Origin of the sequence: uncultured Dokdonia sp. (genome assembly GCF_937910895.1) — a bacterium.
Classification (GTDB): domain Bacteria; phylum Bacteroidota; class Bacteroidia; order Flavobacteriales; family Flavobacteriaceae; genus Dokdonia.
On sequence record NZ_CALEMI010000067.1, the window covers coordinates 54,248 to 74,501 of the forward strand.

Below are 20,254 nucleotides of genomic sequence, written 5' to 3' on the forward strand. Positions count from 1 at the left end.
AAAATAACAATAACACTCAGTTAACCACTTTGCCTCTTTACTGCCATTTCTTTGCACCAGAAAATAAACCCTAATTAATGAAACAATTTTTTCTTTTTACAATACTACTTTTTTCACTTGCAATGCAGGCACAAGGAAATGGCTCCATTGCAGGAACGTTAACAGATAAAGAAAGTGCTGATGGACAGCCTTTACCTTTTGCTAGTGTCATCATAAAAGGAACCACGCAAGGATCTACTTCAGATTTTGATGGTAATTTTATTATAGACAACGTAGTGCCAGGCACGTATACACTTACCATTTCTTTTGTAGGATATGAAACGTTAGAAGTTCCCAATGTAGTGGTTGAATCTAATAAAATAACAAAAGTAAATACAGGGCTTGGCGCAAGTGCAGCGGCTCTAGATGAGGTGATTATAACCACTACCGTTCGTAGAGAAAGTGAAGTTGCTTTACTTCTTGACCAACAAAAAGCTGTTGTTCAAAAACAAAGTATTGGTGCAGAAGAGCTGGCTAGAAAAGGAATTGATGATGCCGCTGGAGCTGTCACAAAAATTTCTGGAATCTCAAAACAAGAAGGCGGAGGTAATGTGTATGTGCGTGGTCTTGGAGATCGGTATCAAAACACAACCTATAATGGATTGCCATTACCTTCTAATGATATTGACAAAAAGAATATAGATTTAGGTCTATTTTCTTCAGATCTTATTCAGAACATTGGCGTAAGTAAAACATACGCATCCAACTTTTATGGAGACTTTGCAGCTGGTAACGTAGATATCGTTTCAAAGGAATACACAGGTAAGTTCTTTATAGAAAGTAGCTTAGGTACAGGTATTAATACCAATGCTCAAGGCGAAAATTTTGTAAGAAGTGAAGGCACTAGCTTTTTTGGATATTATAACAGGTATAATAACAACCCATTTGCAACCATTATTCAAAATGGATTTGATCCTGTAGATGGTGGCACTCCTATTAATATTTCTGGAAAAATCACAGGTGGTAATTCTTGGGATATAGGAGAAGAGTCTCGTTTTAGTGTATTTGCAACTGCTGCTTTTAGTAATGGTTTTGAATATCGCCAAGGACAAGCTGCCAATTTTACTATTGTAGAAGATGTAGTCTTCCCAAATGCAGAAGAGTACGTATATAATACGAACACTACGGCGCTATTAAATTTTACGTATAAAATAAACAGCGATCACAAATTAAAATTTAATTCTGTGTTCATTAATGATGCTACAGACGAAGTAGGCTATTTTGGAACAGAAGGACAAGGTCGTAACAGAGATGCTATCTTAGATACCGACGAAGGTTTTTATGTATCAAACATACAGTTTGATCAAGATATGATTTTTGTAAATCAGGTATTAGGAACACATACTTTAGATGAAAATCTAAAACTTGACTGGGCGATAGGAGCAAATACGGTATTAGCACGTCAACCAGATCGTAGAAGAATTAGTGTAGAAGGGTTTGATAGAACGTTTGACGATGACCCAACTACAAATCCTATCTTCTTTAATAACATTCCTTTCGATAACCAACGGTATTTCCAAGATATAGAAGACAAAGAAGTTAATGCCAGATTTAATTTAGAGTACACTTTAAATGAAAATGTAGTATTCAATATCGGGTATAACGGAAGAGTGAAAGAACGTAATTTTGAAAACATCCGTTATGGATACGATTTTATTGAACCTAACACTCCTGTCCTTGATGTAAATAACCTTGATGCTGTATTTACTCCTGAAAATCTTGGTGTTGTCTATGACACCTTTGTTTTCAATTCTTTAAATGATAATGAATTTGGAATCGGCAATAGAAACGTACCTGGTGATCCTGAAAACACCTATACCGGAAATCTTGATATTCACGCTGGAAATGTAGATGCAACACTCAAGCTAGGAGACAAATGGACATTTTCTCCAGGAATCCGTATTGAATCATACAACCAAGATATTACCTATGATGTAATAAACTTACTCTCTACAGATCCTGGTTTTGCAAGTGCTAGTGAAACATTTATACTTCCAAGTTTAAACATTAAGTATGCTTTAAAAGAAAATCAAAATTTACGTTTTTCTGCTAGTCGTACCGTATCAAATCCAGAATTTAAAGAAGTAGCTCCATTTGTATATGAAGATGTTACTAATCAAACAGGAGGTAACCCTGATATATTAGGAAACAATCCATTCTCAAATATTTACAATGTTGATTTAAAATACGAATGGTTTTTTGCAAAAGGAGAGATTTTTTCTGTTGCCGCTTTCGCGAAACAAATTAATGATCCTGTCAATCTTGTAGTGGCAAACGATGCTACAGGAACACAACGTTTTGTGCGCTCTGGAGACCAAGCAGAAGTACTAGGATTAGAAGTAGAATTACGTAAATCTCTTCTTAAAAACGAGGAGGAAGATGCCATTCTTTCTTTTGGATTAAACGCCACCTATATCTACACACAGCAAGATTTGAGAAATTCAGAAGGGTTTATCAATACCACTTTTGATAGAGATACTGATGAGTTACAAGGAGCCTCTCCTTTCTTAATTAATGCAGATGTAAGCTATAGTCCAGTATTTACCAAATATGAAAACTACAAACCAACAGCTAACCTTGTATTTTCTTATTTCTCAGATCGTATAGACGCATTAGGCTCTGGACAACTAGGGAATATTATAGAAACTGGAATCCCAACACTAGACCTTGTATGGAAAAATAGCTTTGGTAAACATATTGAACTTAATGCCAGCGCAAAAAACATATTAAACCCTACGATCGAGTTCTTCAGAGAAGGAACAAGTTTAGGAGATATTCCTGTAAGTGCTGCAAATGGGAGTAGTAGTATCGCACAATACAAGCGAGGAGTAAATCTAAGCTTACAATTCAAATATAAATTTTAAAAATAAAATCAATCTAATTATTTAAATCAAAAAATAACAGAAAAAATGAAAAAATCAATTCTTTTATTCAGTGCCTTATTAGCCTTAGCTACAGGCTTTAACTCTTGCTCTAGTGATGATAATGGAGATGTAGAAGTGATCATCAATCCAGATACAAATCCTAATCCAGATCCAATGGCAGAAGGAAATGAAATCGGAGGAACCCTAACTGCCGATCTAGTTTTAGAAGCAAATGAAGAGTATATCTTAACAGAAGCGCTTATCGTTCCTGAAGGATTTACATTAACCATCAATCCTGGTGTTGTTGTAAGAGCAAATACAGGATCTGACGTATTTGTTGCCATTGCTCAAGGAGGAACTATTAATGCAGAAGGAACCTCTTCAAATCCTATTGTATTTACATCAAATGATGCAACACCTAATGCTGGTGATTGGGGAGGACTTATTGTTTTAGGTAGAGCTCCAATTAACTCTGTTGCTGGCGGAAACGCTACATCTACTTCTGAAATAGGTGGTCTTCCTTACGGTGGAAGTATAGTTAACGATAATTCTGGAATCATTCGTTACCTACGTATTGAATATTCAGGAGGAAGCGCAAGTGCTTCATCAGAAAATAATGGATTCTCTTTTTACGGAGTAGGAAATGGAACGACTGTAGCGTTTATTCAAGCTTTTGAAGGTCTTGATGATGGTATTGAATTTTTTGGAGGCACTGTAAATGCAAGTAACATCTCTGTAGTAGGTGCTCAAGATGACTCTGTAGATTGGACGGAAGGATTTACTGGAACACTTACAGATGTATATATCGAGCACAGACAATCACACGATAAAGGAATAGAAGGTGATGGATTTAACACAGACATAGGAAACAACGCAAGCCCTATCTTCTGGTCTGCCCCAACAATTAACAACATTACCATTGTAGGTCTTGGATCTACAAATGAAAACGAAGCAGTACGCTTAAGAGCTGGAACAAGAGCTTTATTTACAAACGTATTGATAGAAGGTTTTGAAGAAGGTTTTGATCTTGACGGTGATGCGGGTGCTAGCCCAACGGGACAAGGTGTTTTAGATGGTGATACTGGAGTAACAGATGTTACCTTTACAGACGTAATCTTAAACCTTAAAAATGATACAGGAGCAACTTTTACAGATGCTACCTTTTTCACAGGAATAGGAAACGGAACAGGAACTGACTACACTTCTTGGAGAGCAGGATGGACTCGTAACTAGTCAATACGAGTAAAAAGAATTTAGCCAATTAAAAAATCCCGATCTACGTTAGATCGGGATTTTTGTTTTATATACACTTACGTGAAAGCGTACTGTGCCTTATAAAAAGAAAATTATTTATTACTTACCACACGTGTACCTTCATTTTTCCAGGTATTCACAGCTGCAATACGAGAATCTTTGTAGTCAACCTCTATAAGAGTATCATCATTCCAGAAAAACCACTTACCTGTTTTTGCTCCGTTGCTGTATTGTGCGGTAGCTGTTTTTTCTCCTTGTGCATTATAACTTACCCATTCCCCAGTAAGCTTACCTTGCTCTGTGTAAAAACCTGTTTGACTCACCGTACCATTATCATGATATAAGGTAGCTTCAATAAGGTCTCCCTTTTTGATATATATGTTCTTCTTAGTTTCTTTTTGAGCGTGTACCGTTGTAATCATTAAAACGGCTACTAATAACATCATTATCTTTTTCATAATTTGAGGCTTTATTCATTAAACTTAACGCTAAGTTAATTAAAAATTTACATTTAAAACAAGTTTACCTAACATTTTATTTACATTAAGTTTACATTAAACTTTTAATTATTTGATATTCAGTTTATTATATTTTAGTTATTTCATAACATTGATAAGCATTTATTTGCTTGTAAAGAGGTATACACCTCATTTCTTTACCAAATATTATATCACCTTAACAGTTTAATAACGCATAAGAAACAAGCAAAAGTTCTTATCTTTCTCACCGATATAACCTTTACATAACACAAGAGCAATAAGAAATTGAGACTTTTGCGTTTAATCGCTCTTATAGCATATAATACATGGAGAACATTTATATTTTTATGATTGCTGCTTTAGCCATTCTCGCTATTGCAGATTTAGTAGTAGGCGTGAGTAATGATGCTGTAAATTTTTTAAATTCTGCTATAGGCTCAAAGGCAATTACTTTTAAAACTATTATGATTGTTGCTAGTATTGGTATTGCGTTTGGCGCACTCTCTTCTAGTGGGATGATGGAAGTGGCTCGTAAAGGAATCTTTGATCCAAGTCAGTTTTATTTTAATGAGATCATGATTATTTTTATGGCGGTTATGATTACAGACATTATTTTACTAGATATCTTCAATAGTTTGGGAATGCCCACCTCTACAACAGTCTCCATTGTGTTTGAATTATTAGGAGCCGCGGTAGTGATATCTATCGTAAAAATTTCAAACAACAATGACTCTCTTTCTCAATTAGGGAATTACATAAATACAGATAAGGCTACAGAAATCATTCTTGGTATTTTACTCTCCGTATTTATTGCTTTTACGGTCGGTGCTATTATTCAGTTCCTGACTAGACTTTTGCTTACTTTTAATTTCGACAAAAAACCATCTTGGGCATCTGCTATTTTTGGAGGTGTAGCTATTACATCAATTTCATACTTTATCATTATCAAAGGTCTTAAAGGCGCAGACATTCTTCCCCTTAGTTTTAGTAAATGGGCTAATGAAAATTTACTTCAATTTCTTGGAGCAAATATGATTATATGGACTTTTATCTCTTGGTTGTTTCAAAGTGTCTTAAAACAAAATATTTACAAACTAGTTATTATATTAGGAACATTTGCACTTGCAATGGCTTTTGCAGGAAATGATTTGGTAAATTTTATTGGAGTCCCTATAGCAGCGTATAACTCTTTTGAAGCCTGGTCTGGATCTGGTATAGTACCCTCTGCATTCAGTATGGAAAAATTGGCTGCCAAAGTACCTACACAACCATTATTACTGCTTGTAGCTGGACTTATTATGGTACTTACATTATGGTTTAGCAAAAAAGCACGACGCGTTGTAAAAACATCTGTTGATTTATCACGTCAAGATGAAGTTAAAGAACGCTTTAAATCTAATTGGTTATCTCAAAACTTAGTGCGCTCTGTTATTATCATAAACTCAGGTGTTAATAAAATGCTACCCGACAGCATGAAAAAGAGAATTGAGCATAGCTTTAAAAAAGCAGAAACAACTGCAACCATCCCCAAGTCAGAACTTCCTGCTTTTGATATGGTACGCGCTTCTGTAAATCTAGTGATCGCTAGCGTGCTTATCTCAATAGCTACTGGATTAAAGCTTCCACTATCAACAACCTATGTTACTTTTATGGTGGCGATGGGAACTTCATTAGCAGATCGTGCGTGGGGAGCAGAGAGTGCTGTATATCGAGTTGCTGGAGTACTTAATGTGATTGGAGGGTGGTTTTTAACGGCATTTAGCGCCTTTACCGCTGCTGGTGTACTAGCATATCTCATGTATTTAGGAGGTCACTATGCTATTATCGCATTATTCTTTCTTTCAATCATTATGCTTGTACGCAATTATGTTACCAGTAAAAAGAAAAATAAAGAAGCAGAAATTAAAGAAGACTTACGCAAAGCAGAAAGCCAAACCATTACAGGTATTATAGAAGAAAGTGCAGACAATATTGCAAAAACAGTTTCTAGAACCAATAAAATCTACACCAACGTTCTTAAAGGATTATCCAAAGGAAAAGTGAGTAGCCTCAAAAAGAGTCGCGCTGGGGTAGAAAAGTTGAATGATGAGATTGATGAATTACGTGACAACATTTTTTACTTCATTAAAAACCTTGAAGAAACCAGTGTACGTGGTAGTAACTTTTACATTCAGATTTTAGGCTATCTAGAAGACATCACACAATCGCTGGAATACATTGCAAAAGCGAGTTACAAACACGTAAACAATAACCATAAACCTTTACGATTTAATCAGATAAGAGACCTTCAAGAAATTAATCAAAAATTAGAAGAATTCTTGAATGCTACCGAAGTAGCCTTTAAAGATCGTAACTATGCACAGATTGGAGAACTTCTAGGACGAAAAGAAGATCTTTATAACAGTGTGACTGAAAAAATTCAGAAGCAGGTGGCTCGCACACGATCTGAAGAATCGAGTCCTAAAAACACCACCCTATACTTTGGACTGCTCTTAGAAACCAAAGATCTTATTGAAGAGATTATGAATCTTCTAGATTTATATCACAATGAGCACCAACAGTCATAAAATACGTACTCGTATGTAATAACTTAGACCTGATAGAGTATTTCTTTATCAGGTCTTTTTTATACTTAAAATTATGGATACGCTTTCGCGAAAATCAATACCGCCAGCCTCTACAAAAACACTTAAAGAAGTAGCTCTTGTCTTTTTTAAGCTAGGTTGTTTTGCCTTTGGCGGACCTGCAGCTCACATTGCTATGATGGAAGATGAAATCATTACCAAACGCAAATGGATGTCTAGAGAACACTTTTTAGATCTCATAGGCGCTACCAATCTTATTCCTGGTCCCAACTCTACAGAAATGACGATGCATTGTGGTCATGAACGCGCAGGAAGCAAAGGCCTCTTTGTTGCTGGAATTGCTTTTATCATACCCGCTGTCGTCATTACGGCACTACTCGCCTATCTCTATGTTTCCTACGGGCAACTTCCTGAAGTCGCTCCTTTTCTATTTGGGATCAAACCTGCTGTACTCGCTATTATAGCATCAGCCGTATTAAAGTTAGGAAAGAAAGCCATCAAAACAACAGAGCTTATCATCATAGGGATACTCGTCTTAATGACAGCCTTGTTAGGTGTACATGAAGTCGTTGCATTGCTTGGTGCTGGGATTATTGGGACTTTATACTTTTATCTAAAATCAAAAGTAACCACCTCAAAAGCAATCATTCCATTACCGATATTGATTTCTACACTATTGATGAAGACACCCGTACTTCAAGTTTTTTGGACATTTCTTAAAGTAGGCGCTATTCTTTATGGCAGTGGCTATGTGCTTTTTGCCTACCTAGATGCCGAACTTGTCTCCAAAGGATGGCTCACAAGAACCGAACTTATAGATGCTATTGCTGTAGGACAGTTTACCCCAGGTCCTGTACTCTCTACCGCTACTTTTATAGGATACCAACTTTCTGGTTTTGGAGGCGCACTCGCTGCCACCACAGGGATTTTCCTTCCCTCTTTCCTATTTGTGCTTATCTTAAATCCATTTGTACCTAAGATGCGTTCTTCTAAAATTTTGAGCTACTTCCTAGACACCGTAAATGTTGCCGCTGTAGCGGTAATGCTTTCCGTACTGATCACGATGAGTATAGATACCCTTACGGATTGGCGTGCGATTCTTATTGTAGGCATCAGTGCATTTTTCATATTTAGCAAATGGAAAATTAGTGTCATGTGGCTGATTGCAGGAGGGGCTATTCTTGGATATCTATTACAACTTCTTTAAAGCAACTAATCATTCTTTATACGCTTTCGCGAAAGCGTGTAACTTATCGCCTGTATCCCATAAGAAAGGTATTAAATAACGTGAGTTCGACGTAAAAATTAATAAGTCTTTTAGTGTAATTACATTAAAATTTAATGTAATCAGCTTACAATCAATATGTTTGTTCATTTTCTTTGCTCGTCCAAAGAAAACAAAACCAAAAGAAAAGACACTTCTTGTTATACTGGAGAAAAAGAAGAAAAGCTTATATCGAACTCACGTTAAATAGAAATCTTGCTAGACACTGAAACGAATTCAGCAGATAGCTAGATTAACGTACAATTTTGAGTGTGTCTTACAAACTTCTCAAAGAAATAGTAGTCTTGAGATCCCGCTATGCAGCGGGATTAGTTCAACTATAATTTTGAGTGCGTCCTGCGGACTTCTCAAAATCAAGTTTCACTAACATAACAAAACCCAATTTCTAATGTTAGAAATTGGGTTTTTGTATTAACACTTGGTATTATTTTGCTTTCGCAAAAAGGTATTAAGAACCACACATTAAGCAGTCATCATCTGCTTGAGCTGCTTTTGCTTGCGCTATGATCGCTTTCATTTCTTCTGGCGTCATAGGCGCTGTATTAGGCTGTGGTGTTGCCTGAGTTTGTTCTTGAAGGTTAGATTGCTGGATCTCATAAGAGGGCGCTGGTTCTTCAAGACTCATTTGCACTTGCATATCTGCTGCTGCTTGTGCGTGTTGTATTACCTGTGGTGACACATTTGTACTTTTAGATGCTAACGGTGCCGCTACAGGTTGTTGCGTAGCTTCTAACTTTTGTGCTGCTCTTGCCGCCACTTGTTGTTGTGATGGTTCCGGAGCGCTCTTTTTCTCTGCAGACAGTGTAAATTTCTTCGCATCTACCGCAGACTTTGTACGTAAATAATACATTCCTGTTTTGAGTCCGCTTTGCCAAGCATAGAAATGCATAGATGTTAATTTTGCAAAGTTGGCACCTTCCATAAACAGGTTAAGGGATTGTGATTGATCTATAAAATAACCTCTGTGACGAGACATATCTATAATATCTTTCATACTCATCTCCCAAACTGTTTTGTAGAGTTCTTTTAATTCTTGAGGAATCACATCTATTCCTTGAATAGATCCATTGGCACGCATAATAGCAGCTTTAAGGTCTTCATTCCAAAGGTTAAGTGCAACTAGGTCTTCAAGAAGATGTTTGTTTACTACGATAAATTCTCCTGAAAGTACACGACGTGTGTAAATATTTGAAGTATATGGTTCAAAGGCCTCATTATTTCCTAAAATTTGTGAGGTAGAAGCGGTAGGCATAGGCGCTACTAATAATGAGTTACGTACGCCATTTTCCATCACTTCTTTACGTAATGCTACCCAATCCCAACGACCACTTAATTCGTCATCTTTAATATTCCAAAGGTTATGCTGGAACTCTCCTTTAGAAATAGGTGATCCTTCAAATGTAGAATAAGGCCCTTCTTTAATTGCTAAATCTTTAGAAGCAGTTACCGCTGCAAAATAAAGGGTCTCAAAAATTTCTTGATTCAGTTTTTTTGCTTCGTCACTAGTGAAAGGTAAACGTAATTTAATAAACGTATCTGCCAGTCCTTGCACTCCTAATCCAATAGGACGGTGACGCATATTTGAGTTTTTTGCTTCTATTACAGGATAGTAATTACGATCTATTACTTTGTTTAAGTTTTTGGTCGCTCTTACTGTGATTTTATATAATTCTTCATGATCAAAGGCTCCATCTTTTACAAACATAGGAAGCGCAATTGATGCAAGATTACATACAGCAATCTCATCTGGAGAGGTGTACTCAAGAATCTCTGTACATAAGTTTGATGAACGTATGGTTCCTAGGTTCTTCTGATTCGATTTACGGTTTGCGGCATCTTTGTAGAGCATATATGGGGTTCCTGTCTCAATTTGAGATTCCATAATTTTCTCCCAAAGCTCACGTGCTTTGATGCTTCTACGCCCTTTTCCTTCTTGTTCGTATTTTGTATATAATGCTTCAAACTCATCTCCGTATACATTGTAGAGATTTGGACATTCATTTGGACACATAAGCGTCCATTGTCCATCTTCTTGTACACGTTTCATAAATAGATCTGAGATCCACATAGCGTAAAATAAATCACGGGCTCTCATTTCTTCGGCACCATGGTTTTTCTTAAGATCTAAGAAATCAAAAATATCTGCATGCCAAGGCTCCATATAGATTGCAAAAGAACCTTTACGTTTTCCGCCTCCTTGATCTACATATCTTGCTGTATCGTTAAATACTTTAAGCATAGGTACGATTCCATTGGAAGTTCCATTGGTACCGCCTATATACGCTCCTTTTGCTCGGACGTTATGAATAGATAATCCTATTCCTCCAGCACTTTGAGAAATTTTTGCTGTTTGTTTAAGAGTGTCATAAATACCATCGATACTGTCTTCTTTCATTGTCAGTAGGAAACAAGAAGACATTTGCGGTTTAGGGGTCCCTGCATTAAACAAGGTAGGGGTCGCATGTGTAAAGTATTTTTTAGACATTAACTCGTATGTCTCTTTTGCTGCTTTTAAATCATCCAAGTGGATACCTATAGAAACACGCATTAACATGTGTTGTGGACGCTCTGCTATTTGTCCATTAATTTTTAAAAGGTAAGAGCGCTCTAAGGTTTTAAATCCAAAATAATCGTATCCAAAGTCACGATTATAGATAATCATAGAGTCGATCGCATCTTTATTATCCATCATGACTTGATAGACCTCATCTGCGATCATTGATGCTTTCTTACCCGTACGTGGATTTACGTACTCATATAAGTCTGTCATCACTTCTGAGAACGACTTTTTTGTGTTTTTATGTAGGTTTGATACAGAAATACGTGCTGCCAGTTTCGCATAATCAGGATGACTTGTGGTCATTGATGCTGCGGTTTCTGCGGCAAGGTTATCAAGTTCACTTGTTGTTACTCCATCGTAAAGACCTTCGATGACACGCATCGATATTTTTACGGGGTCTACAAAATCACTAAGTCCATAGCATAATTTTTTTACTCTGGCGGTAATCTTATCAAACATGACCGGTTCCTGACGCCCATCTCTTTTTACTACATACATATTGTTAAAATATTTATTCTCCCCAAAAAGTCTTCCCCCAATTGAGAAAAAGGTTGTTAATTAGTTACACACTGTTGTTCCCAAAACTGTGTGTGTTATGATTTGTTATTATTGTATTCGCTATTTTGATATATCAAGTTATACCATTTCGCGAAAGCGGTCTTCAAAGAGTATTACTATAAAATTTAAAGGCCTAAAAGTTTATTCTTAATTTAAAAAGAGGCGTCAAAGCTAATTTTCTGCCCTTCTCCATTGTCATCCTTATCTTTTACAACACCGGCTTTCTGGTATTCTCCCACTCGTTTTTCAAAGAAATTTGTTTTTCCTTGAAGTGAGATCATATCCATAAAGTCAAAAGGATTTGTGGTGTTATATACTTTCTCACAGTCTAATTCTGTAAGTAAGCGGTCTGTTACATACTCTAAATATTGTGTCATTAGAGTGGAGTTCATCCCAATAAGACTTACAGGAAGTGACTCAGTAATAAACTCACGTTCTATATCTAGTGCGTTTACAATAATCTCTTTAATTCGTTCTTTTGGCACTTTATTAATCAAGTGATGATTGTGTAAATGCACTGCAAAGTCACAGTGTACTCCTTCATCACGTGAGATTAACTCATTAGAAAAGGTAAGTCCTGGCATAAGGCCTCTTTTCTTTAACCAGTATATAGAACAGAAAGCTCCTGAGAAGAAAATTCCTTCTACAGCTGCAAAAGCGATAAGGCGTTCTGCAAAACTTGGACTATCTATCCACTTAAGCGCCCAGTCTGCTTTTTTCTTAATGGCAGGAAAGTTATCTAAAGCATTAAAAAGTTTTCCTTTTTCTACTTCATCTTTTACGTAGGTGTCTATAAGTAGAGAGTAGGTTTCTGAATGGATATTCTCCATCATGATTTGGAATCCATAAAAGAATTTTGCTTCAGAGTATTGTACTTCGTTTACAAAGTTTTCGGCAAGGTTTTCATTTACGATTCCGTCTGATGCGGCAAAAAAAGCTAGGATATGTTTGATAAAATAACGTTCATCATCATTGAGCTTTGTAGACCAATCTGTAAGGTCTTGATGTAAGTCAATTTCTTCTGCAGTCCAAAAACTTGCTTCAGATTTCTTATACCACTCCCAAATATCATGGTGTTGTATAGGAAATATTACAAATCTGTCTTTATTTTCTGCTAAGATAGGCTCTACTGCGCTCATTGTCCGTTATGATTTAATTGGTTTCTTTTTCATTCCACTAGGGACTAACAAATATCCATAAAAAAGAGAGGGAGCTTCACATTTTCATGTGATGGTTATCCACAAAGTTTTCAACATTGTAAAAAAAATATTTTTCCTATTTTTTTGTTAAACAAAACATACAATCATTTAAAAATCAATTATTTAAATACATTTCTTATTTGTACGAAAAGAAGGTGTTTTAAAGGCTAAAAACAGTCGCATCAAGGGGTTTTACACTTGATCCCATTCGTTTTTGATAACGTTTTGATAACATTAAGAATTAACGTTGTGATTAATTCAAAAAAAAGATTAAACACATTTTGTTTTATTTTTGGACGTCTTTTTTACACAAAACCGTGATGACAAAAAACGTAGCTGCTATTAAGATTAAAGAGAGATATTTATTTTAAAGCATCATTCCTTTTTTAAAGTCCGCTTTGATCAATTTGAATAAAAACAGAAAGTATGATCTGAACCGCATTTTTATAGAATGCTGGTGTTATATCGTCAAAATCATCTGATGGATCATGATATCCTGGATGGTCTTCATTTCCAAAATATAGAAAAGGAATCTTCTCTTTATAAAATGCACCGTGATCTGAAGCTGTTGTCCAATCTTGTTGATCGTCATTACCATCGTGTCCAATCAGCACCTTGGAAGAGGTAGGATTTTCAAAAGTATCTATAATTGCTTTTAGCTTTTTATTATGAGGTGTTCCTACCACATATAATTCGTCTTTTACACTGCGACTAATCATATCCATATTAAGATTTACTAGGATATTGGCATCTTTCATCTTATCTACAAAATAATGAGCTCCTTGTAATCCTAGCTCTTCTGCATCAAAGGCTGCTAAGATTACGGTATGTTTGGGTGGATTTTTGGTAAGATATTCAGCAAAACTAAATAGTGCTGCGATTCCAGACGCATCATCATCTGCTCCATTATAGATAACACCGTCTTTTACTCCTAAATGATCGTAATGGGCACTAACTACAATATATGTATTTGGATAAACGGTTCCTTTTACGTGTGCAAGCACATTGGTAGCATTAAATACTTCTTCTCTTGCTTCAAATGTAAAAGGGTGCTCATACCTACTTCCAAAAGGAGCAATGTCAAGTTCTTTAAATGTCTTTATAATATATGCTCTCGCAAGCATGTTTCCTTTTTCTCCTGTTCGTCTACCTTCATAAGTATCTGATGAGAGTGTTTTGAGACGTTCTAAAAGCTGTGTTTCGTCAAAGGATTGTGCGTAGCCTATATATCCCACACAAAGCACTACGAGAAGAAAAATAAGATTCTTTTTCATGGATTTGATATTTTCTATTCCTATAGGCTAAGATAGGAACTAAAAAACCCAAATCTCTATATGAAATTTAGGTTTTTATTTATGTGCTTTCGCGAAAGCGTACCATTAAAAGTATTAAAACTAACTCTATTTTATCTACTCTCAATTTGTAATGTTTACTAATCCATTGGTATGCTCACTGAAATCATTAAGGGATTATACAAGAAAACAAATCTTATATTATTTTGTTGTATTGATATCCTTTACTAAAATCTTAATATTATCAATATTTTTTGAGCTTAACTCATAAGCTCCTGGCTTTGTAATAAATAGTGGTGTACTATCTGAAGAGGAAATGTATATTCCTTTTGGTGTTGCCACATAATTCAAATCACCCTCCATGCGCTTTTGATACGTCAATTGTACTTCTCTATCAAATCGATCATCGTTGTCATAATCTATCATAATTGATTTTTCTACGTAGATCGGGGAGTTTATTAAACTTTGATTTAGTTCTCCAGCATCTTTTGGGTCGAGGATTAAGTTTCTACGCTCTGTACTTGTTGTCTTAATAGTGATTGTTTTTTCATTATTGAGTTCATACTCCTTTACGGTTGTAGTTTTTGCTTTATCTGCTACAGATTGTGCACTTACAGATCCTGCAATTAGTAATGAACATAATAGTGTCTTCATCGTCGTTTTCATAATTTTGTATTTAAAGTTAATATTCGATTATTGTTGGTTTTTATTTTTTAGTAGCATCGTCAATTTCATCTGTTACTTCTTCAACGCCTTCTTCTACAGCATCTCCTGCTTTTTCTGCCGTTGTTTTTTCTCTACAGCTTGATATAGAGATCGTAAATAATGCTAATGCTATGGCTGTGAAAATTGTTTTTTTCATGGTATGTTGTTTTATATTATTATTTTCTTATTGTTCACTACAAAGATGCTACAATAGTCTGCTTTTTGTGTTACAGAATTTTTGATTTCTGTTATATGTTTTTATTGAGAATATCTTTTTATTAATATCTATTTTCCATTATATTAAGACACTTTTATCTAAATATATCTTTAACGCAAAAAAGCCATAACAAGAGGAAATGTTATGGCTTTTGTATTTTCTTTTTCAATTATTTTTTCAGTCCTCCTCTTATTAAGGAAATGATGAAAAGTACAATAAATACAAAAAATAAGATTTTTGCTATTCCTGAAGCTGCTCCTGCAATTCCTCCAAATCCTAATACTGCTGCTATTACAGCGATGATAATAAATGTAATGGTCCAACGTAACATAGTTTAAAATTTTTATGGTTTGATTGTTTTTTTAAATACTCTAGAAGAAACTACTAAGCACTTCTCCTGTTGTACACTACAAAGATGCAACTCAAACACGCTTTTTGTGTTACATGATTATTTCTTTATGTTTCAATATTACAGGATGTTAGTGTGGTTATATTTTATACGCTTTCGCGAAAGCGTACTCAACCCTTTTCCTAAATTATGAAATAAGATTATTGAACGTATGTTTCTAAATTAAAAAACTTCGATACGTTCTTATGTAGAACATATCGAAGTTTTTATTAAAATTATAGCGATGCTATTATTTCTTTTTCTTAGTAGGCATTTTACTAATATGCAGCTCCTCATCTGTTTTCTGATTCCAAGCGTTGAGCATCCAGCTTTCTTTTTCTAATTCTCTTATGTATGCTCCTATCAGATCTATCGTACCTTCATCTCCAGCTTCCTCTGCTACTTTAAGCACCGCAGACATTTGCATAAGTAGAATCTTATGGTTTTCTAAAATTATTTTTACCATCTGTGAGTCATCTACAATGATGTCTACTTCTTTTATCGAAGTCATTTCTAGGTATTGGCTTCCTTTACTTAGCGGGTGATACCGTAGGGTAAGAATACGTTCTGCCAACTCATCTATTTTTATTCTGGCTTCGTTGTATAGATGTTCAAATCTTTGATGTAGGTCAAAGAAATTTTTTCCTAAAATGTTCCAATGGAACGTTCTTAAGTTTTGATAATATATATGGTGATCTGCGAGTAGTATATTAAGTTCGTCTACTACAGATTCTATTTTGTCTTGATCTATATTTAAGTAATTCATAATGTTTTTTTTGTGTTATTATTTTACTTGGCTCACTTGACTCTCTTCTCCAGTATCTCCACTTTCTGAAGGCATGAAGCGATCTAACTGATTTCCAAGATTTAGTGTTCTGATTGGGAATGGGATTTCTATTTTTGCATTATCGTATGCTTCTTTGATATAAATCATAGCTTCACTTTTTGCTTTTGCAACTTCTAGTCCAGATGAGGAGTTAATCCAAAATCTGATCTCGTAGTTAATAGAGCTATCTCCAAAACCTCTGTATAGAAACAGAACATCTTCGTCTGTTTCTGGAATTTCAAAATTGTCAATAATTGTTTTTATCGTGAGCGATCTCACATCTCTTAAATTTGATCCATAAGCAACGCCACACTCTAGAATAACTCTTGATTGTGGTGTTGAAGAGTAGTTTTTTACGGGTCCTTCTACTACTAATTTGTTAGGGATGTATACTAAGTTATTGTCTTTTTGTCGTAAGGTGGTCGCTCTAAAGTTAATGTCAATTACTTCTCCTTCAAAGTCATTAGTCTCTATCCAATCGCCGTTTTTAATTGTTTTAATGTAGGAGAGTACAATTCCAGAATAGGTATTTGCAAGTGCGCTTTGAAGTGCTAAACCTACAGCAAGTCCAAGGACTCCTGCACCAGCGAGTATGGTATTTAATGTTTTACCTAAATCAAGAATTCCGAGTACTAGAAATAAACCTAGAGCTACAATAATGATGGCTGCAAATCTTGCAATCACTCTTCGCATAGATAATTGTAATGAAGTCTTGGTTAACAGTTTCTTCATCAATTTATTTACGTACCTAGAGATTATAATTACTAGTGTAAATACTATTATCGCTACAATGATATTAGGAATATTAAGTACTATAGTATCTAACCAAGATTCTAACTTAGATAGCATTTTATCTACAGCATCTTTAAAACTTACTTTCATTATTTCTGCAATCATTATTCTTTATTTTTTGTAACTCTCTTAATTTACGGTTATGTTAAATTATATATATTCTGGATTTTTTGCAATTCCATCAGTCATCATCGTCCTATTCATTTTAGAATTCTAATATAAGTAGTGTGTTTGTAAAAAGAAATTGATTTTACTCGCTCTTAATTTTTATTTCAGTTTCTCCATCGTCTTTTTTGATTTTAACTTTGGTGTCTTCTGTTTCCATTTTAATCTTATCACCGCCATCTTTTATTTTGATTTCAGCACCTTGATCTTTCATCTCTTCCATGATTTTCTCTTCTTGTGTTTTCTCTCTACAAGATGTGCTTATGAATCCTATAGCTAATGCTAATACTGTGGTATAGATTATTTTTTTCATAATGGTTGTATTTAAGTATAATTAAAAAGCTCTTAGTTCAGAGCTAATCTTCAAAGGGGATTGAAGATTATAAGCTCTTAAGTAAGAGCCATTAGTTGAACTAAGAGCATTTAAGCAATTTATATTTCTTATTTGCAATCTCTTATCTATTATGATACTATATTTTCTAATGATTTTACAGTTCTAAGATCCGCTGCCACCATTTCTTTTTGACTTTCTAACAGACTTCTAACTTCTGGATTAAAGTTGACATTAGAAATTTGTTCTTTATATTCACTTATTGTTGCTTCTTCTCCTCTTACACATTCTTCTAAAATAGCTTCGTCCGTATTAAAACTCATCGCTGATTTTACATCAATCCATGTGCGGTGTACATTTCCTAGTGTTGTTCCTTTTGCTACAGGTTCTGAGTTAAATTTTCTGATATGTAAATCTAGTTCGTTTGCAAATTGTGACCTACGCGCTGCTTTTTCTTGTAACCAATTTTTTAATGGCTCTTTCTCAGCTTTAGTCATTACTTGCTTATATCCAGCTTCTGCATCGTATGTTTTTTGTAATAATTCTTGTAATGCGTCTACTTGTTCTTTTGTATGGTCTGTAATTTTCATAATTTTTTGTTTTTTAAAAAGTTAATATTTATCTCGTGGCAGACCAGAATTAATTCGACATCCTATTTGCAATTAATCTTGTCGTGACAATTTGCAATCCTAAACCAAATATCTTCTTTAGTGTTGAAGAAGATTTACCAAATAGTAGTCTTTTGGAGATATAGCCTCCTATATAGCTTGCTGTAGTTGTCAATAATGAACTTTTGAAATCTGATTCCTTTTTGAAACCTTCAAAAGCTCTACCAATCATATTAGATGGCTTAAAGTATTCTGCAGTGATGTAGGCTTGTTGTGTTAGATCTCTTAAAGTTTCACGTCTCTCTTTGCGAAGGGCAACAATCGCCTGCTTAAGTTCCATTTCTTTAGTACTAGATTTGCTCATCTTGCTCAATATTAGATATAGGTGTAATTTTATTGGTTTCTGTCTCTTTCGTTTTGGGTTTCATTAGTTTTGTAATTACCAAATCTGTAACTGGTCTTTGGATTAAACTTTTATTGAAAGCATATACAATTACTGCTACTACCAAATAAAATAATGATATAATAAAGAATCCTTTAAAATAGTCGCCCAGAAAATTACCTATTAGAAATGCTAAACCTAGGTTAAGGAAAGTAATACAGGTAGAGATAATCAAAATAAGTATTGCTCTGCTAGCCAGTGAAGAGACGATGTCTGCCGATGTGTCTATTGCACTAAGTTTATATAACTCTATACTTGTTTCTGTATATTGCTTTGCTTTGTTAAAAAGAGTTTCAATATGACCTACTGTATTACTCATGCTGTCTTAATTATATTTTTATGATTTTACTTCTTGCTTCACTTTTTTCATTTCTGCCTTAGTTGTTTGAGCAATCTCGTTTCCTGCACTCTTCAAAACATCATATTTTTCTGATGCTTTTTCTAATAAAGTATTAAGTTCTTCTTTCAAACTCTCTGTCGTGTCTTTTCCTTTCTTTGCAATTTTTTTGCGAGTTTTTGATCCTTTATCTGGTGCAATTAACATTCCTACGATCGTTCCTATTGCTATTCCTGCTAATGTTCCTAATACTGAGTTATTCATAATTTTAAATTTTAAGTTGTTATTAATTTATTTTCTTTTAAATCTTCATTTAGACGCCTTTACCGCCTATGAGCCTTAATAATACCGCAATTACTGCTATTACTAATAAAATGTGTATTAATCCGCCTACACTATAGACAAAAAAACCTAATGCCCATCCTATTACAAGTATTACCGCTATTATGTATAATAAACTTCTCATACTTCTTTTTTTATTTAAATTACTTTAGACTCTCTAAAGTATGTTGTGCTAATTCTTTATTTACTTTTATTATTTCTATATATCCTTGTGTAGCAAACTCTATTTGATCGTCATCTGTGTTTCGTCTTAACGTATCTAAGACCTCAATTTGAGTCTCCAGTTTATTTTTTATAGTTCCTAAAATATCTGTAGTAACAACTTCTTCATTTTTAAGGTATTTTAAAACATTTAATTGATATGTTGGCTTACTAGCTACAGAAATCATATTTTCCTCTGCTAAATTTTGAAGTTTATTAAGTATTTTTTGTTGTGATACTTTTATATTTATTGCTATGTCTTTTACTTCTTGATTTTTTTCTGTTTCTGCTATTGCGTCACAAAGAGCAATTGTATTTAAATTATGTTGAGTAGCTTCAACAAACAAATCAGCTTCTAACTTATCATTCTGAACTTTTTCAATATTGATTAATTTTTGTTCAGCAGTTATAGTTTCCTTGCATGAAATAATAATTAAAATTATTAAGAATGATACTGTAGTTTTAATTGTATTCCTTTTCATAATCATTTATTTCCTTCTGCAAAGATTGTTGAATTTGCATCGCTTCGTGTTACAGGATTTTTTCTAATCATTATAAGATTTACATTGTATCGTTTTAAATTCTATAATTAAGAAGAAATATTTACCGTTTTTGTTACTACAAAGATGCAATCAAAGGGGAAATAATGTATTACAGGATTTTTGAAGAGTGTTATGTAATTACAACATATTTGATTTATATTATGCAAAAAGAGGCTGTCTAAAAAGGTGGCCTCTTTTTTTTGCATTATTTTTTTTATTTTGTATCTTAATAACATGAAATCT

The 20,254-nt window shown here is 34.3% G+C and carries 21 protein-coding genes; 4 read left to right on the top strand and 17 right to left on the bottom strand.

Translation table 11 applies throughout. The annotated features are described in order from the left end of the window. The first annotated feature begins 77 nt into the window (after positions 1 to 77). Complete coding sequence (locus Q0505_RS08555) at positions 78 to 2,903, top strand: TonB-dependent receptor (protein WP_299211442.1); 2,826 nt, start codon at positions 78 to 80, stop codon at positions 2,901 to 2,903. Positions 2,904 to 2,948: 45 nt separating this feature from the next. Further along, positions 2,949 to 4,136: a multidrug transporter gene (locus Q0505_RS08560; protein ID WP_299211445.1), complete on the top strand. Its 1,188-nt coding sequence runs from the start codon at positions 2,949 to 2,951 to the stop codon at positions 4,134 to 4,136. A 113-nt stretch (positions 4,137 to 4,249) separates the two neighbouring features. On the opposite strand, the gene Q0505_RS08565 is transcribed toward Q0505_RS08560, so the two are convergent. Next, entirely contained in the window at positions 4,250 to 4,615 is a 366-nt protein-coding gene (locus tag Q0505_RS08565) for a nicotinic acid mononucleotide adenyltransferase (RefSeq protein ID WP_299211448.1), read from the bottom strand. A 347-nt stretch (positions 4,616 to 4,962) separates the two neighbouring features. Between Q0505_RS08565 and Q0505_RS08570 the strand changes: the two genes are divergently transcribed. Together Q0505_RS08570 and chrA are read left to right on the top strand one after the other, a co-directional pair. Further along, on the top strand, positions 4,963 to 7,203 hold the full coding sequence (locus Q0505_RS08570; RefSeq protein ID WP_299211451.1) for an inorganic phosphate transporter: 2,241 nt from the start codon (positions 4,963 to 4,965) through the stop codon (positions 7,201 to 7,203). A gap of 73 nt (positions 7,204 to 7,276) precedes the next feature. Continuing rightward, positions 7,277 to 8,428 (top strand): chromate efflux transporter, encoded by a 1,152-nt coding sequence (gene chrA / locus Q0505_RS08575; protein ID WP_299211455.1) that lies wholly within the window; start codon positions 7,277 to 7,279, stop codon positions 8,426 to 8,428. Positions 8,429 to 8,437: 9 nt separating this feature from the next. On the opposite strand, the gene Q0505_RS08580 is transcribed toward chrA, so the two are convergent. From Q0505_RS08580 to Q0505_RS08655, 16 genes are all read right to left on the bottom strand, one after another. Beyond that, the gene (locus Q0505_RS08580; RefSeq protein ID WP_299211458.1) at positions 8,438 to 8,596 is read right to left on the bottom strand and encodes a hypothetical protein; all 159 of its coding nucleotides are present in this window, start codon (positions 8,594 to 8,596) and stop codon (positions 8,438 to 8,440) included. A gap of 358 nt (positions 8,597 to 8,954) precedes the next feature. Continuing rightward, a complete protein-coding gene (locus Q0505_RS08585) occupies positions 8,955 to 11,564 on the bottom strand; it encodes a ribonucleoside-diphosphate reductase subunit alpha (RefSeq protein ID WP_299211461.1) in 2,610 nt (869 codons plus the stop codon). 212 nt (positions 11,565 to 11,776) lie between these two features. Continuing rightward, positions 11,777 to 12,763 (bottom strand): ribonucleotide-diphosphate reductase subunit beta, encoded by a 987-nt coding sequence (locus Q0505_RS08590; RefSeq protein WP_299211464.1) that lies wholly within the window; start codon positions 12,761 to 12,763, stop codon positions 11,777 to 11,779. A gap of 446 nt (positions 12,764 to 13,209) precedes the next feature. Beyond that, positions 13,210 to 14,097 (bottom strand): M20/M25/M40 family metallo-hydrolase, encoded by an 888-nt coding sequence (locus Q0505_RS08595; protein WP_299211467.1) that lies wholly within the window; start codon positions 14,095 to 14,097, stop codon positions 13,210 to 13,212. Between the two features lie 219 nt (positions 14,098 to 14,316). Beyond that, the gene (locus Q0505_RS08600; protein WP_299211469.1) at positions 14,317 to 14,769 is read right to left on the bottom strand and encodes a hypothetical protein; all 453 of its coding nucleotides are present in this window, start codon (positions 14,767 to 14,769) and stop codon (positions 14,317 to 14,319) included. A 52-nt stretch (positions 14,770 to 14,821) separates the two neighbouring features. Then, on the bottom strand, positions 14,822 to 14,977 hold the full coding sequence (locus Q0505_RS08605) for a hypothetical protein (protein ID WP_299211471.1): 156 nt from the start codon (positions 14,975 to 14,977) through the stop codon (positions 14,822 to 14,824). A gap of 229 nt (positions 14,978 to 15,206) precedes the next feature. Further along, on the bottom strand, positions 15,207 to 15,368 hold the full coding sequence (locus Q0505_RS08610; RefSeq protein ID WP_299211473.1) for a DUF1328 domain-containing protein: 162 nt from the start codon (positions 15,366 to 15,368) through the stop codon (positions 15,207 to 15,209). Positions 15,369 to 15,675: 307 nt separating this feature from the next. Further along, the gene (locus Q0505_RS08615) at positions 15,676 to 16,191 is read right to left on the bottom strand and encodes a DNA starvation/stationary phase protection protein (RefSeq protein WP_299211475.1); all 516 of its coding nucleotides are present in this window, start codon (positions 16,189 to 16,191) and stop codon (positions 15,676 to 15,678) included. Positions 16,192 to 16,209: 18 nt separating this feature from the next. Then, positions 16,210 to 17,148, bottom strand: a complete 939-nt coding sequence (locus tag Q0505_RS08620; protein ID WP_299211477.1) for a mechanosensitive ion channel — start codon at positions 17,146 to 17,148, stop codon at positions 16,210 to 16,212. 145 nt (positions 17,149 to 17,293) lie between these two features. Beyond that, the gene (locus Q0505_RS08625) at positions 17,294 to 17,521 is read right to left on the bottom strand and encodes a hypothetical protein (protein ID WP_299211479.1); all 228 of its coding nucleotides are present in this window, start codon (positions 17,519 to 17,521) and stop codon (positions 17,294 to 17,296) included. A 149-nt stretch (positions 17,522 to 17,670) separates the two neighbouring features. Beyond that, positions 17,671 to 18,129, bottom strand: a complete 459-nt coding sequence (locus Q0505_RS08630; protein WP_299211481.1) for a PA2169 family four-helix-bundle protein — start codon at positions 18,127 to 18,129, stop codon at positions 17,671 to 17,673. Positions 18,130 to 18,178: 49 nt separating this feature from the next. Then, positions 18,179 to 18,511 carry a hypothetical protein gene (locus tag Q0505_RS08635; RefSeq protein WP_299211483.1) on the bottom strand — a complete coding sequence of 111 codons (333 nt, stop codon included), beginning with the start codon at positions 18,509 to 18,511 and terminating at the stop codon, positions 18,179 to 18,181. Next, the gene (locus tag Q0505_RS08640; RefSeq protein ID WP_299211485.1) at positions 18,498 to 18,908 is read right to left on the bottom strand and encodes a hypothetical protein; all 411 of its coding nucleotides are present in this window, start codon (positions 18,906 to 18,908) and stop codon (positions 18,498 to 18,500) included. Before Q0505_RS08640 ends, Q0505_RS08635 begins: the two co-directional genes overlap by 14 nt. 18 nt (positions 18,909 to 18,926) lie before the next feature. Further along, positions 18,927 to 19,190 (bottom strand): YtxH domain-containing protein, encoded by a 264-nt coding sequence (locus Q0505_RS08645; protein ID WP_299211488.1) that lies wholly within the window; start codon positions 19,188 to 19,190, stop codon positions 18,927 to 18,929. Between the two features lie 49 nt (positions 19,191 to 19,239). After that, the gene (locus Q0505_RS08650) at positions 19,240 to 19,392 is read right to left on the bottom strand and encodes a lmo0937 family membrane protein (protein WP_299211491.1); all 153 of its coding nucleotides are present in this window, start codon (positions 19,390 to 19,392) and stop codon (positions 19,240 to 19,242) included. A gap of 19 nt (positions 19,393 to 19,411) precedes the next feature. After that, positions 19,412 to 19,951: a hypothetical protein gene (locus tag Q0505_RS08655; RefSeq protein ID WP_299211493.1), complete on the bottom strand. Its 540-nt coding sequence runs from the start codon at positions 19,949 to 19,951 to the stop codon at positions 19,412 to 19,414. Positions 19,952 to 20,254 lie beyond the last annotated feature (303 nt).